Source organism: Kushneria sp. Sum13, from assembly GCF_052692355.1.
On sequence record NZ_CP199847.1, the window covers coordinates 1519573 to 1533607 of the forward strand.

Below are 14035 nucleotides of genomic sequence, written 5' to 3' on the forward strand. Positions count from 1 at the left end.
CATGTTTTATAACAATACAGTGGCGTAAACGGTTGCGCTCGAACAGAAAATAAGTACAATAGCGCAGCGTTGAAACGGCACTTGTATGCCATTGAAGCAGGACCGTAGCTCAGTTGGTTAGAGCGCCACGTTGACATCGTGGAGGTCAGCGGTTCAAATCCGCTCGGTCCTACCATTGCTTCAGGTGTAAACGCAGGCTTTTTGACACGTATTGATTTGCAGGACCGTAGCTCAGTTGGTTAGAGCGCCACGTTGACATCGTGGAGGTCAGCGGTTCAAATCCGCTCGGTCCTACCAGAATATTAAAAAACCCGCCACGGTCTCCGTGGCGGGTTTTTTGTTATGTATGCGCTTCTGGGGCAGGGACGTCAGTCACACCCGGTCAGGCAGATCGGTCTGTTCGATCAGTACCTGGCACAGCGCTTCAATCCCTTCCTGATCCTCGATGCCGAAGCGACCGGGCAGCGGGCTATCCAGATCCAGCACGCCCCAGAGCCTGTTATTAATGCTCAGCGGTACGACCAGTTCCGAGCGCGACGCCGCGTCGCAGGCAATATGGCCGGGGAAGGCATGCACGTCTTCCACTCGCTGGGTTTCTCCCGTGCGTGCTGCCGCACCACAGACCCCTTCTTCGAATCCGATGGGATTGCAGGCCGGCTGTCCCTGAAAGGGGCCAAGGTGCAAAACACGCTCTTCCCGCTGTATATAAAAGCCTGCCCAGTTCAGATCGGGAACCTGTTGGAAGATAAGGGCGGCCATCTGTGCGGTGTTGGTCACCCAGTCCCGGGTGTCGAGCAGTGCCATCAGCTGGCGCTTGAGCATGGCGTAATCGGTCGTGGATCGTGTGTTGCTCATGAATCGTCTCACTGCATGGATAAAAAAAGGGCCGGCACAGGCCGGCCCCGATCAGCAATATGGAGGCTTACTGGTCTTTTTCCCAGCCGGCGATGGCGCCACCCTTGAAAAGCTCATCCGCCTTGTCGACGACCTGCTGGCTCTGGAAGGCGTCCACGAGGTGCTGGATCTTCTCGCTGTTCTGCTCACCCTGGCGCACCACGATGAGGTTAACGTAGGGAGAGTCGCCATCCTCAACGATCAGGGCTTGATCAACGGTCATGTCGGCGGCAACCGAGTAGGTGCTGTTGATAAAGGCCATATCGACATCCGGCAGGGCGCGCGTGAGCTGGGCGGCGTCGAGTTCGCGCAACTGATAGTTGTGCGGGTTGTCGGTAATGTCGTCCGGCGTGGCCGTCGGGCTCTGCGGGTCACGCAGTGCGATCAGGTTTTCACGGGCCAGCAGCAGCAGGGCACGTGCTTCATTTGAAGGGTCGTTGGGCACCGCGATGGTGGCGCCGTCCGGCAGCTCGTCAATGCTCTTGTATTTGTCGGAGTAGGCGCCGATCGGATACACGAAGGTCTTGCCTGCGGCGACAAAATCAAAGCCGCGATCCGCCATCATGCTGTCCAGGTAGGGCTGGTGCTGATAGGCGTTGGCATCGATGCTGCCATCATCAAGTGCGGCATTGGGAGAGACGTAATCGTTGAATTCTGTGATTTCAACGTCAAGTCCGTACTTGTTCTTGGCCACTTCCGCGGCGGTTTCCATCAGGGCCGTTTCAGGGCCTGCCATGGTGCCGACGCGGACGGTGTTTTTATCGTCGCTCTGGTTGCCACAGCCGGCGATCATGACGCTGGCGCTCAGTGCCAGGGCAGTGCCCAGCCCCTTCGGTGAAATTCTCATGTGTTATCTCCTTGCAATGAATTCGACAGGGCGTGCTGTCGACAGGGTTTAACGCGCCGTTATCAGCGCCTGTGGATGCTGTCGTTATTGTTTTGAAGACGTTGTTTCAGGGGGGCTTGCCTAGCGATGGCGACTGCGATGTACAAAAAAGTCGCCCAGCATCTGAACGCCCTGCACCATGACCACCATGATCAAAACGGTGACCAGCATGACCATGGGATTGTAGCGGGAATAGCCATAGTTGTAGGCCACGGCCCCCAGACCGCCGGCACCGATCGCTCCTGCCATGGCGCTGTAGCCAATCAGCGCAATAATGGTAATGGTGGCGGCCGTGATCAGCCCGCCTCTCGCTTCGGGTAACAGAACACGGGTAATGATCTGCCACGGGGTGGCGCCCATTGACTCTGCGGCCTCGATCAGGCCGTGAGGCACTTCATTGAGTGCGCCCTCGACCAGGCGTGCGACAAAGGGGATGGCGGCAATGCTCAGCGGCACCAGCGCGGCAGTGGTGCCGATGTAGGAGCCCACAAGCCAGCGGGTAAAGGGGGCCAGGGCCAGCATCAGGATGATAAAGGGTACCGAGCGGCCGACGTTGACGATCAGGCTGATGGCGCGGTTGAATACCGGCATGGCCATGATGCGGTTTTCACGGGTGACATAGAGCGCCACGCCCATGATGATGCCCAGTGCAATGCCGATCAGGCCGCTGCAGATGACCAGATAAAAGGTGTCAATCACGGCATCGAGAATACGGTCAATCATGGCGCTGGACATGGCCAAGTACCTCCGTTTGAACGTCAAGCGTGTGTAGATGGTCCATGGCGGCGCCCAGCGTGTCCCGGGCGCCGTCGAATTCCGCGATCATCAGCCCCAGGGTGCGGCCCTGAATGTTTTCAACGCGCGCCTGCAGGATTCGCAGTCGAATGCCGAAGTGCTGTTCCAGATGTGTCATCAGTTCACTGGACAGGGCCTGTCCGCGAAAGACAAGACGCACGACCGGCAGACCGTTGTCTTCGGGGCCGTCTGATATGCGCTGTAAAAGCGTATTGGACGGTGCCAGCTGCAGGAAGTCGTTAAGAAATACCCTGCCTTCCTCGGTGGTGGGGCGAGTGAAGAAATCGCCTACCGGGGCAGTTTCCACCAGCGCGCCGCCACTGATCAGGGCGACCTGATCACAGATCGTTCTGACCACTTCCATTTCGTGGGTGATCAGCAGGATGGTAAGTCCCAGACGCTGATTGATGTCTCTTAACAGCGCCAGGATGGCGCTGGTGGTCTGAGGGTCGAGCGCCGAGGTGGCTTCATCGCACAGCAGGGCCTGCGGATTGCTTGCCAGCGCCCGGGCAATGGCCACGCGCTGCTTCTGTCCGCCGGAGAGCGCAGCGGGATAGGCGCTGGCCCGTTCGTTGAGACCGGTCAGTTCCAGAAGTTCGTCGATGCGTTGATCGATCTCGCGGCGCGGGGTGCCAATCAGCTCAAGGGGCAGGCCGATATTGCCTCGCACGGTGCGTGATTCCAGCAGGTTGAAGTGCTGAAAGATCATGCCGATGCCGTGACGCGCCTTTCGCAGCTCGGTCTTGCTCATGGCTGTCAGCTCCTGACCGGCCACGAATACTCGCCCCCGGGTAGGTTGCTCCAGCAGATTGACGCATCGAATCAGGGTGCTCTTGCCGGCACCGGAAACGCCGATGACACCAGTGATGCTGCCGGCAGCCACTTCAAGGTTGACGTCCTTGAGTGCCGTCACGGCTTTGGTGCCCTGACCGTACACTCGGGTCACATTTTCAAGTCGAATCATCGGATTGGAATGTCTTAAATACAGTTGGGTCGTGTACCACCGGGCGCGTACCTGACGTGGTGAGTGTGTTCGTCGTGAAAAGTGCGCTGGGCACAAGGCGCGCCAGTATACTTGATCCAGCGCGCGCACGCGTCATAAGTACCCGATAGTGCCGCTATATGGCCAGCGCATCGATCCTGCCGGGGCAGGTCGGGCCTGCCGGATATGAGGCGGGCCCGGGTGACAGCGCGCCCGGAACAGGCGAATATGGTCATTTTCAGCAATCGAAGAGGCCATCATGTTTACCGGTATCGTACAGGGCATGGCCCGGGTGGTAGCCATCGAACGCCTGGAAGGGCTCAATCGTCATGTGATTGACCTGCCGGAACCCTTGCTGGAGGGGCTGGCGCATGGCGCATCCATCGCCCACAACGGCTGCTGTCTGAGTGTCACGAGCATCGAGGGGTCGCTCGTCGGCTTTGACCTCATGCGGGAAACGCTGGCGCTGACCAATCTGGGGGCGCTTGAGGTTGGAGATTACGTGAATGTCGAGCGGGCTGCGCGGCTGGGGGATGAGGTTGGTGGCCACGCCATGTCAGGACATGTGATGTGCATGGCCACGCTCATCTCCCGTGAGGATGCGCCCAACAACTGCCGGCTCTGGTTCGAGCTGCCGCAGCAGTGGGCCAGGTTTTTGTTCGACAAGGGGTACATCGGGGTCGATGGCATCAGCCTGACCATTGGTGAAGTGCAGGACAACCGGTTTTGCGTCAACCTGATTCCCGATACGCTTGCGCGTACCGTGATCGGAACTCGGGAGGTCGGGGAGGGCGTCAATATCGAAATTGACCCTCAAACCCAGACCATTGTCGAGACCGTTGAGCGTGTTCTGGCTGCCAGAGCATGAAATTGCATGCCGATGTGGCCTGTGCGGGTCGCTTGCGCGGGCACCATTGGGTAAAATGTTCACCGTTTATATAAAACGACCGGCAATGGCCGGTCGTTTTGCATATGGGTCGACGAGAGATTGAACGTGGCGACAAGTATTTACGGCGACTATATCAAGTCGGTGATTCGTACCGTGAGGGATTGGCCGGAACCCGGTGTCAACTTTCGCGACATTACGCCGGTGCTGCAAAACAGTGCTGCTTTTCGAAAACTGATCGACAGTTTCGTCCATCGATATCAGGAACTTGATATTGATGCGATCGCGGCCATCGATGCGCGTGGCTTTATCATTGGCGCGCCACTCGCCTATGAGCTGGGCTGCAGCTTTGTGCCGGTGCGCAAGAAGGGCAAGCTTCCCTTTCGAACCATCAGCGAGACCTACAGTCTCGAGTACGGTGAGTCGACCGTGGAGCTGCATTCCGATGCCTTCCAGAAGGGCGACAGGATCCTTCTGGTGGATGATCTGATTGCCACGGGAGGCACCATGCTGGCGGCTGCCCGGCTGATCGAGCGCAGTGGCGGCATCATTGTTGAAACCGCCGCCATCATTGATCTTCCCGAACTGGGTGGCGGCGACATGATTCGCGCCGAAGGCTACAGCGTCTTCGCAGCCTGCACCTTTACCGAAGACGAATAGGCAGGGTAGACGTTTCTCCCTCGACGCACAGGATATTTCAATGAGTACCGAGCGCTACCATAACCAGTTCACGATCTCATGGGATCGCCTGCACCGCGATGTGCGCATGCTGTGTCATCAGCTTGTTGGCCGTGATTTCAAGGGCATTGTGGCGGTCACCCGTGGCGGTTTGATTCCGGCGGCCCTGATCGCGCGTGAGCTCGATATTCGCCTGATCGATACGGTCTGCATCAAAAGCTATGAGCACATGGAGCAAAGCGGCATCAACGTGCTCAAGGGCATTGACCACGATGGTGATGGCTGGCTTCTGGTCGATGATCTGGTGGATACCGGCAAGACGGCCGGGGCGGTACGGGAAATGCTGCCGCGCGCGCATTTCGTGACCATCTACGCCAAGCCGGAAGGACGTCCGATGGTGGATCAGTACCTGACGGAAGTGGCACAGGACACCTGGATCCAGTTCCCTTGGGACATGGGCGTCTCCTTTGTCGAGCCGCTGGTGGACCAGCTTCGTACCCGCAAGGAGTAATCATGGCCCTGCCGCTGCCCGAGAGCTGGAATCGTTACCTTGGCGACGAAGTGGATGCGCCCTACATGCAGGCGCTAAAGGCCTTTTTGCGTCATGAAAAGGATCAGCGCAAGGTCATCTACCCGGCCTCCGAGCACTGGTTTCGTGCCTTTGAGCTGACGCCGCTGGAAAGCGTCAAGGTCGTCATCCTGGGGCAGGATCCCTATCACGGCCCGGGTCAGGCGCACGGCCTGTGTTTTTCAGTCCGCCCGGAAGTGGCTATTCCGCCGTCCCTTGTCAATATCTACAAGGAGCTGAAAAGCGATGATGTGGCCTTTGAGCCGGTCAGCCACGGGTTTCTGGAAAGCTGGGCCCGTCAGGGTGTCCTGCTGCTCAACAGCGTATTGACCGTCGAGCGCGGTCAGGCGGCAGCACATCGCGGGCAGGGCTGGGAGACCTTTACGGACCGGGCCATCGAAGTCATCAACGAACACTGCTCGCATGTCGTGTTTCTGCTCTGGGGCAGCTATGCCCAGAAAAAGGCGGCCTTCGTGGATCGAACGAAACATCTGGTGCTGCACGCGCCGCATCCTTCACCGCTGGCCGCACATCGAGGCTTCTTTGGCTGTCATCACTTCTCACAGACCAATGCCTTTCTAACGCAAAAGGGCGAGGCACCCATCGACTGGCGCCTGCCTCCTCTTGAGCAACTGTCCGACGTTTAATTGGCGTCGTGACAATGTGTCAATATGTCCTCTATTGTCGGCACATGGATGCTTAACGCGTCTGTGTGCGCCGGAGTAGAATAGGGGGCACTTGCGCTGCTCCCACCTATAAGGGGGCAGCGATATTCTTCTATCAGGCCGTATACCCATCATGAATGTTCATACCATTGACCACCCTCTCGTTAAGCACAAGCTTGGACTGCTGCGGGGCGCAGGGATCAGTACCAAGCACTTTCGCGAGCTGGCCAACGAGCTGTCGACCCTTTTGACCTATGAGGCCACCAAGGGACTCGAGCTGGGTGATGAAACCATCGAAGGCTGGAGCGGCAAGCCGCTGAAGGTTCAGCAGATCAAGGGCAAAAAGGTCACGGTCGTGCCGATTCTGCGCGCAGGTCTTGGCATGCTTGATGGTGTCACCACGCTTTTGCCGAGCGCGCGTATCAGCGTTGTCGGGCTATACCGTAACGAAGAGACGCTGGAGCCGGTCCCTTATTTTGAAAAATTTGTGCAGGATCTGGACGAGCGTCTGGCGATCGTGATTGATCCGATGCTGGCGACGGGCGGTTCCATGGCAGCGACGCTTGATATGCTCAAGGCCAAGGGCTGCCGTCAGATCAAGGTCATCGTACTGGTGGCCACGCCTGAAGGCATTGCGCGTGTCTCGCGCTCGCATCCCGAAATCGAGCTTTATACGGCAGCCGTCGATGAAGGTCTCGACAGTCAGGGCTACATCGTGCCAGGGCTTGGTGATGCCGGTGACAAGCTGTTCGGCACCCGCTAGGGGCGATCATGGATAACCTGGCATGCATTACCGGGGTGGTGCTGGCGGGCGGTCTTGGGCGCCGCATGGGTGGTGTCGACAAGGGACTGGTCGAGCTTGCCGGTCGGTCGCTGGTCAGCCGCGTGCTGGCATCGATCACACCACAGGTGTCGCAGGTCATGATCAATGCCAATCGCCATCAAGAGGTCTATGCAGCGCTGGGTTATCCCGTCATTTCTGATCTTTTTCCGGGCAGTGCCGGGCCGCTGGCGGGGTTTCATGCTGCGCTCAAGGCCGCTTCGACACCACTGGTGCTGATGGTGCCGTGTGACACGCCGTCACTGCCCGAAACGCTTGTGGCATCACTTCAGGCGACCCTGACAAACCTTGATGTGGACATTGTTCATGCCAGCGATCATGAGCGTGCTCATCCCACGGTCGCGCTTTTAAAGCGCGATCTGGTCGATGATCTGGAGCAGTATTTGATTAGTGGGGGGCGCAAGATTGATCAGTGGTATGCCCGTCATCCTTATGCGGCCTGTCTGTTCGACGATGCCCGGGCCTTTATCAATATCAATACACCCAATGACCGGGATGCCTTTGGCCAATGATCATGTCACAGGTCATATGGGGCCTAATCTGACCGCCGGCCGGTAACCGTGTCGTTTTACTCAGGCAGGGACCATGACGCAGCTGAGCCTTTCCGATATCGAAACCCCGCTTCTGGGCATTGCCGCCTGGAGCGGTACGGGCAAGACAACGCTGCTGGAAGCCCTGCTGCCTGCCTTGCGCGCCCGCGGTCTCAATGTGGCCGTGATCAAGCATGCCCATCACGACTTTGATGTCGATATCCCCGGCAAGGACAGCCATCGTCTGCGAAAGGCGGGGGCGGCACCGATGCTGGTGGCTTCCGGAAAGCGTTTTGCCCTGATGATGGAAACGCCGGGCCGGGAGGAGCCCTGTCTGGCGACACTGCTGGATCAGGTGCTGTTGCTGTCGCCGGATCTTGTATTGATTGAAGGGTTCAAGCAGTGGCCGCTGCCCAAGCTTGAGCTTTATCGTGATGCCGTGGGTAAATCCCTGCGCGCCTTTGACGATCCCTGGGTACGGGCGGTGGCCACGACCGATGAGGTGACATTGCCCTCCAATGTGGAACGTCTGGACCTGGATGATCATGGCGCGCTGCTTGACTGGCTGGTCGCCTGGCCCGCCCGATGGCCGAGCATGGCTCAGGGGCCGCGTCATGAGTGATTGTTTTGAGGTCAGCGACACGCTGCTTGACGTTGATGAGATGCTGGCTCATATCCGGGCAGCTACGCCAGCGCCAGTTGGTCTTGAGCACGTAGCGCTGACACATGCCGTTGATCGGATACTCGCCGAGCCACTGGTGGCCACGCTGCCCCTGCCACGCTATACCGCCTCTGCGATGGATGGTATTGCCTTCACCGGTCAGGGTCGAACGCGTTTCAGACTGGTCGGGGAGGCGTTGGCGGGGCATCCCTTTGATGGGGTCGTGGCACCGGACGAGGCGGTATCGATTACGACGGGCGCGCCATTGCCGGCCGGGTGCGATACGGTCGTCATGGCCGAGGATATTGTTACCAGCGGAGAGAATGTCGAGCTTTCCCGGCCCGACGCCGTAAGACCGGGACAAAACATTCGCCACGCTGGTGAAGAAATTGCCATCGGGGATCATGTTTTCGAGCCGGGCACCCTGCTGGGGCCGGCTCAGCTTGGTATGGCGGCCTCACTCGGTCATGAGTACCTCAAGGTGCATTGCCGCCCCAGAGTGGCCATTTTTTCCAGTGGCGACGAACTTCGACGTGCCGGCACTGCTGATGACACGACATCCTCTCTTTTCGATGCCAATGCCTTTAGTCTTGCCGCCTGTTTAAAGCGGTGGGGGGCAGAAATTGTCATGACCGATATACTGCCTGACTGTCTTGACGAGAGTGTTGCCCAGCTCTCAAGGGCCAGCAAACAGGCTGACCTGATCATTACTTCAGGAGGTGTGTCAGCCGGCCAGGCGGATCTGATCCGTGCGGCCACTCAGCAGCTTGGGCAGATAACCTCCTGGCGTGTGGCCATGCGACCCGGTAAGCCCATGGCGTTTGGTCATGTCCAGCAGGTGCCGTTTTTTGGACTGCCGGGTAATCCCGTAGCCGCGCTGATTACCCTTATGCAATTTGTGCAGCCGCTTTTTCGACAGCTGAGCGGATGGCGTCACTGGGCGCCGGTGAAATGGCACGCCATCTGTGAACAGCCCCTGAAAGGACGCCGTGGTCGGCTGGATCTTTTAAGAGGCCGCTATCATGTCGATGCACAGGGCGTTATCAGTGTCAGTGTTCTGAAAGAGCAGGGGTCGCACCGGCTGAGCTCCCTTTACGATGCCAACTGTCTTATAGAGCTGCCAGCCAGCCTGGCAGAGTGTGATACCGGCGCGCCCGTGACCATACAACCGCTTGGAGAATTGATATGACATTGACCCACCTTAATGAAAGGGGTGAGGCCAGCATGGTCGATGTATCGGACAAGCAAAGCAGCCGCCGTGAAGCTGTCGCCACCGGTCGTATCGTCATGCAGCCCGAAACATTGAAACTTCTCGCCGAGGGTGACATGCCCAAGGGGGATGTGCTGGCGACGGCACGTATTGCCGGCATTCAGGCGGCCAAGCGTACGCACGAGCTGATTCCGCTGTGTCATGCGCTGATGCTTTCAAAGGTGGCAGTGGATTTCGAACTCGATATCGCCAATCACTGTGTGCGAGTAACCGCCTTCTGCCGTCTGGAAGGACGTACCGGGGTCGAGATGGAGGCGCTCACGGCGGTTTCGGTGGCCTGTCTGACGCTTTATGACATGTGCAAGGCCGTGGATCGTGGCATGGAAATCATGGATGTGCGCCTTGATCACAAAAGCGGTGGGCAGTCGGGCGTCTGGGAGAGAAAGGCGCTCTCGGCAATGGACGTCAATGAATCGGCGACGGCTGAGACAGAAGCTCTGGGTACGTTAGATAACACGAATGAAAAGCCTGTCGAAATACGTTTTTTTGCCGAGTTGAGAGAACGGCTTGGCATCGAAAAATTGAGTGTTTTACCAGGGCATCTATCGTCTCCTACACTGATGGGATTAAAAGAGTGGATAAGGTCGCAGGTTGATGCGCCTCAGGTGCTTGATCAGCCCCGCTTACTCTGTGCGGTCAACCATGACATGGTGCAGGGGGATGTCACGATCAATCCCGGCGATGAGGTTGCCTTTTTCCCACCCGTTACCGGAGGCTGATCATGATCGTCAGAAAGGATGCATGATTACGATACAGTACGAACCCTTCGATATTGGTGATCTTCACAAGCGGCTTTCACAGGGTGGTCATGCAACCGGCGCCGTGGTCAGTTTTGTCGGTCGTGTACGAGACTTCAATGAATCGCCGGAAGTTACGGCGCTGACGCTTGAGCACTATCCCGGCATGACCGAAAGGGCGCTGGAAAGCGTTGTTGAGCGTGCGCGCAGTCGCTGGCAGATCAATGATGTGATTATTGTTCATCGTATCGGTTACATGACACCCGGAGACGATATTGTGGCAGTGCTTGTGAGTACACCGCATCGTCATGCCGCCTTTGAAGCCTGCGCTTTTATCATGGATTTTTTAAAGACCAGTGCTCCCTTCTGGAAAAAAGAACATACCCGCAGTGGGGATTACTGGGTCAGCGAGCGTGAAAGCGATCTGGCGTCGTTGAAGCGCTGGGAGCAGCAATGAGTGAATTGATTGATGATTTTGATCGTCGTATCAAATATGTGCGCATCTCTGTAACGGACCGCTGCGATTTTCGCTGCGTCTATTGCATGAGTGAAGAGATGACGTTTCTTCCGCGTGATCAGGTGCTGTCGATCGAGGAGCTCTCGCTCGTGGCGAGAGCATTTACCGAACTGGGCGTGGAAAAGATTCGTTTGACCGGGGGAGAGCCGCTGGTCCGTCGCAATATTGATGAGCTGGTGAGTAACATCGGTGGGCTGGAAGGTCTTCGCGACTTTACCATGACCACCAATGGCGCACAGCTGAGACGCTATGCGTCGTCACTGCGCCAATCAGGCATGCAAAGACTTAATATCAGTCTTGATTCCCTGAACCCCGAACGATTCAGGGAGCTTACCCGGACCGGTAATCTCGATAAGGTCATCGACGGTATTCGTGCTGCCAAGGAAGCAGGCTTTGAGCGTATCAAGCTGAATGCCGTCATTCTCAAGGGGCGAAATGATGATGAGATACTGGATCTGGTCGATTTTGCTCGCGATGAAGAAGTCGATATCAGCTTTATCGAAGAAATGCCGTTGGGGAACGTTTCAGAGCACTCGCGTCAGGAAACCTTCTGTTCCAGCGATGAAGTGCGCTCAATAATTGAAACCCGTTATCCGCTACTGCATTCCGCGGAAAATTCGGGCGGGCCGTCGCGCTATTATCGCATGGCTGACAGCAACTCCAGAATCGGATTCATTTCCCCGCATAGCCATAACTTCTGTGACAGCTGTAACAGGGTGCGAGTGACCTGCGAAGGCAGGCTGTTATTGTGCCTTGGCAATGAGCATTCTACGGATTTACGGACCGTCATTCGTCAGTACCCGGGCGAAATCGAACCGCTGAAACAGAAAATTCGCGATTCAATGTCTCTCAAGCCACATCGCCATCATTTCACGACCGATGGAGATGTTCAGATTGTCAGATTCATGAACATGACAGGGGGCTAGAGAATTCTGTTTTTGCTGAAAAAGGGCCAACATATGTTGGCCCTTTTCTTTATGGTGAATAATTGCTAACCCTTTTTCAGGGTATATACTACTCGAGGCATATGTCTTTTATTTGGAGTGCTGGATATGTCGACAGAGACGCTGGAAAAGATTGCCCGCAACAAGAATGTGGCCAGGGCTGCAGCGCGTCAATTGAGCATGGAGCAGTTGAGCAAACTGTCCGAAATCATTGATGAGGTCATGACTCAAAAGCAGGAAGAAGAACAAAGACGCCGGCAGGAAGAAGCCAGCAAGGAACAAAAGCTTGCTGAAATTCGCGCGGCCATGACGGACGCCGGGTTATCCGTTAATGATCTGGTGGGCAATGAGCAGCCAAGAAGGCGTCGTGGTCGGCCCCCCAAGGATGCCAATGCCTGATTCTTTCCGGCTTTCCAGTAGTATCCCTGGGTGCGCATCATCTTTGCTTTAAAAGCCGTGATGGCTGCACGGCTTTTATCATGATCGCATCTCTATTCGCGCAGCGTTGTGTCAACGATATCGATCGTGATTCTGGAGGATTGTCTGAGCTGCTCTCTGAGCCAATGATTGGCACGCTCCTCCAATAGATGAGAAAGCGCTTTTGAAGAACGAGCGGTAACCCCTTCAAGCGTGATGTCCACCCAGTCTCCCAATGTCTCTTCATCCACGAAAGTATCGACCTGGCTGTCGATGAGCATTCTGCCAACACGCTGCCACTGCTCCGTATCTGCCTGATAAACAACGGGAAGCACAATGACCGTATCGTTGTGTCGATTTGAGGGCTTTTTCGCTCGTTTGCGCTGAGAAATGATGACCGGTGAAAGAGTCAGTGTGCTTTCCAGCGTCATGCGTTTGCCATTCCAGCGCAGCCACTGGCCGTTAATAGGCAGTATCGAACTTTCGATACCCAGTGTGGCGGCAATCTCACAATGGGCCTTTTGATGCGCGTTCTCGCCATGCACGGGCAGCAGGTGAGCAGGTTTGACCCATTGATACATGTTGAGCAGCTCATCACGGCCAGGGTGGCCCGAAGCATGCAGTCCCGGGTGCGCCTCATCACTGTAAACATGGGCACCTCTTTGCGTGAATGCCTGCTGCAGGCGCATTACGGCCCTTTCATTGCCCGGAATGGCGCGCGAAGAAAAAATGATGCAATCACCGGGCTCGATTTCAAGTGCCGAGTGTTGATTGGCCGCCAGCCGAGAGAGGGCTGCTCGAGGCTCCCCCTGGCTGCCGGTAGCAAGTATCAGAATTTCTTCCGGAGGCAGATAGCCAATATCGGACAAGGGCACCGTATCCGGAAAATCATCCAGGTAACCCAATTCGCGCCCCAGTCGCACCATTTTTTCCATTGCCCTGCCCAGCAGTGCAATGCGTCGATGATGACGCCGTGCAGCAAGCCCTGTGGCCAGGATGCGCGCCAGATTACTGGCAAAGCAGCTGACCACGATACGTCCTTCGCAGCCTCCCATGAGTCGCTCAAGGGTGGCTGCCACCTCGCTTTCGCTGTGTGAATGGTTTTCTACCATGGCATTGGTAGAGTCACCCACCACAAGATCGACCGGTGCAATGCGGGTGAAGTCCTCTTCTCGGGTTTTGGCCCCCAGTACCGGATGAGGATCAATTTTCCAGTCACCCGTATGCAGGATGCGATGGCGATCTACCTCGAGCAGCAGAGACACGCTTTCCGGTATGGAGTGAGCAACATTGATGCTTTGTATGGAAAAGGGGCCGGCATTGAAATGCGTACCCGGCGTAAAGGTGCGGATCGCATCGGTTGCCAGACCCTGCTCGACCAGCTTCTGGCGCGCAATGCCCGCTGCCAGTGGGGTTGCATATATCGGGCAGCCAAAACGCGGCCATAGCCAGCCCAGAGCACCAAGGTGGTCCTCATGCCCATGAGTGATGACAATGGCTTCAGGCTGGATGCCAAGCGTTGCGAGCGAAGAGACGTCCGGGATCTGCAAGGGGGTGTCGTGAAGGTCCTGACGCAGAGCCATACCGCAATCGACGATCAGCCATCGAGACTGAAAGCCGTAAAGCATCAGGTTCATGCCGATTTCACCACAGCCACCAAGCGGTAGTATTTCAATCTCAGAGCGGCGACGGGGACGAACTTGTACGCGTGTCTGATCCATGGCGGGTCCGGCGTTAGTTTGATATCAACTATACGCAACGCAT

General features: G+C 56.9%; 17 protein-coding genes and 2 tRNA genes. 14 read left to right on the forward strand and 5 right to left on the reverse strand.

Annotation, left to right across the window (positions count from 1 at the left end):
- The first annotated feature begins 98 nt into the window (after positions 1 to 98).
- Together ACUN8C_RS07135 and ACUN8C_RS07140 are read left to right on the forward strand one after the other, a co-directional pair.
- Positions 99 to 175: transfer RNA gene (locus tag ACUN8C_RS07135), tRNA-Val, on the forward strand.
- 45 nt (positions 176 to 220) lie between these two features.
- Positions 221 to 297 (forward strand) — tRNA-Val (locus tag ACUN8C_RS07140).
- Between the two features lie 75 nt (positions 298 to 372).
- Here the strand turns inward: ACUN8C_RS07140 and ACUN8C_RS07145 are convergent.
- The 4 genes from ACUN8C_RS07145 to ACUN8C_RS07160 form a co-directional block, all read right to left on the reverse strand.
- A complete protein-coding gene (locus ACUN8C_RS07145; RefSeq protein WP_445621546.1) occupies positions 373 to 855 on the reverse strand; it encodes a GAF domain-containing protein in 483 nt (160 codons plus the stop codon).
- Between the two features lie 67 nt (positions 856 to 922).
- Positions 923 to 1741, reverse strand: a complete 819-nt coding sequence (locus ACUN8C_RS07150) for a MetQ/NlpA family ABC transporter substrate-binding protein (protein ID WP_445621547.1) — start codon at positions 1739 to 1741, stop codon at positions 923 to 925.
- Positions 1742 to 1861: 120 nt separating this feature from the next.
- Positions 1862 to 2515 carry a methionine ABC transporter permease gene (locus tag ACUN8C_RS07155; protein WP_445621548.1) on the reverse strand — a complete coding sequence of 218 codons (654 nt, stop codon included), beginning with the start codon at positions 2513 to 2515 and terminating at the stop codon, positions 1862 to 1864.
- On the reverse strand, positions 2496 to 3539 hold the full coding sequence (locus tag ACUN8C_RS07160; RefSeq protein ID WP_445621549.1) for a methionine ABC transporter ATP-binding protein: 1044 nt from the start codon (positions 3537 to 3539) through the stop codon (positions 2496 to 2498). Before ACUN8C_RS07160 ends, ACUN8C_RS07155 begins: the two co-directional genes overlap by 20 nt.
- A gap of 277 nt (positions 3540 to 3816) precedes the next feature.
- On the opposite strand from ACUN8C_RS07160, the gene ACUN8C_RS07165 reads away from it, so the two are divergent.
- The 12 genes from ACUN8C_RS07165 (at position 3817) to ACUN8C_RS07220 (ending at position 12253) form a co-directional block, all read left to right on the forward strand.
- Positions 3817 to 4425, forward strand: a complete 609-nt coding sequence (locus tag ACUN8C_RS07165; protein ID WP_445621550.1) for a riboflavin synthase subunit alpha — start codon at positions 3817 to 3819, stop codon at positions 4423 to 4425.
- Between the two features lie 126 nt (positions 4426 to 4551).
- Entirely contained in the window at positions 4552 to 5103 is a 552-nt protein-coding gene (locus ACUN8C_RS07170; RefSeq protein ID WP_445621551.1) for an adenine phosphoribosyltransferase, read from the forward strand.
- A 40-nt stretch (positions 5104 to 5143) separates the two neighbouring features.
- Complete coding sequence (gene gpt, locus ACUN8C_RS07175; protein WP_108843718.1) at positions 5144 to 5632, forward strand: xanthine phosphoribosyltransferase; 489 nt, start codon at positions 5144 to 5146, stop codon at positions 5630 to 5632.
- A gap of 2 nt (positions 5633 to 5634) precedes the next feature.
- On the forward strand, positions 5635 to 6336 hold the full coding sequence (gene ung / locus ACUN8C_RS07180; protein WP_445621552.1) for a uracil-DNA glycosylase: 702 nt from the start codon (positions 5635 to 5637) through the stop codon (positions 6334 to 6336).
- A gap of 151 nt (positions 6337 to 6487) precedes the next feature.
- Positions 6488 to 7117: a uracil phosphoribosyltransferase gene (upp, locus tag ACUN8C_RS07185; protein ID WP_108843717.1), complete on the forward strand. Its 630-nt coding sequence runs from the start codon at positions 6488 to 6490 to the stop codon at positions 7115 to 7117.
- Positions 7118 to 7125: 8 nt separating this feature from the next.
- Positions 7126 to 7707 carry a molybdenum cofactor guanylyltransferase MobA gene (gene mobA / locus ACUN8C_RS07190; RefSeq protein WP_445621553.1) on the forward strand — a complete coding sequence of 194 codons (582 nt, stop codon included), beginning with the start codon at positions 7126 to 7128 and terminating at the stop codon, positions 7705 to 7707.
- Positions 7708 to 7780: 73 nt separating this feature from the next.
- Positions 7781 to 8347: a molybdopterin-guanine dinucleotide biosynthesis protein B gene (mobB, locus tag ACUN8C_RS07195; protein WP_445621554.1), complete on the forward strand. Its 567-nt coding sequence runs from the start codon at positions 7781 to 7783 to the stop codon at positions 8345 to 8347.
- Positions 8340 to 9575, forward strand: coding sequence for a molybdopterin molybdotransferase MoeA (locus ACUN8C_RS07200; protein WP_445621555.1), 1236 nt, complete (start codon positions 8340 to 8342; stop codon positions 9573 to 9575). Before mobB ends, ACUN8C_RS07200 begins: the two co-directional genes overlap by 8 nt.
- Positions 9572 to 10375 carry a cyclic pyranopterin monophosphate synthase MoaC gene (gene moaC / locus ACUN8C_RS07205; protein ID WP_445621556.1) on the forward strand — a complete coding sequence of 268 codons (804 nt, stop codon included), beginning with the start codon at positions 9572 to 9574 and terminating at the stop codon, positions 10373 to 10375. Before ACUN8C_RS07200 ends, moaC begins: the two co-directional genes overlap by 4 nt.
- A 22-nt stretch (positions 10376 to 10397) precedes the next feature.
- Positions 10398 to 10850: a molybdopterin synthase catalytic subunit MoaE gene (gene moaE, locus ACUN8C_RS07210; protein WP_445621557.1), complete on the forward strand. Its 453-nt coding sequence runs from the start codon at positions 10398 to 10400 to the stop codon at positions 10848 to 10850.
- Positions 10847 to 11836 carry a GTP 3',8-cyclase MoaA gene (moaA, locus tag ACUN8C_RS07215; RefSeq protein ID WP_445621558.1) on the forward strand — a complete coding sequence of 330 codons (990 nt, stop codon included), beginning with the start codon at positions 10847 to 10849 and terminating at the stop codon, positions 11834 to 11836. The genes moaE and moaA overlap by 4 nt, the downstream gene beginning before the upstream one ends.
- A 126-nt stretch (positions 11837 to 11962) precedes the next feature.
- The gene (locus ACUN8C_RS07220; RefSeq protein WP_445621559.1) at positions 11963 to 12253 is read left to right on the forward strand and encodes an H-NS family histone-like protein; all 291 of its coding nucleotides are present in this window, start codon (positions 11963 to 11965) and stop codon (positions 12251 to 12253) included.
- A 92-nt stretch (positions 12254 to 12345) separates the two neighbouring features.
- Here ACUN8C_RS07220 and ACUN8C_RS07225 read toward each other — a convergent pair whose 3' ends face one another.
- Positions 12346 to 13992 (reverse strand): ribonuclease J, encoded by a 1647-nt coding sequence (locus tag ACUN8C_RS07225; protein WP_445621560.1) that lies wholly within the window; start codon positions 13990 to 13992, stop codon positions 12346 to 12348.
- Positions 13993 to 14035: the final 43 nt, after the last annotated feature.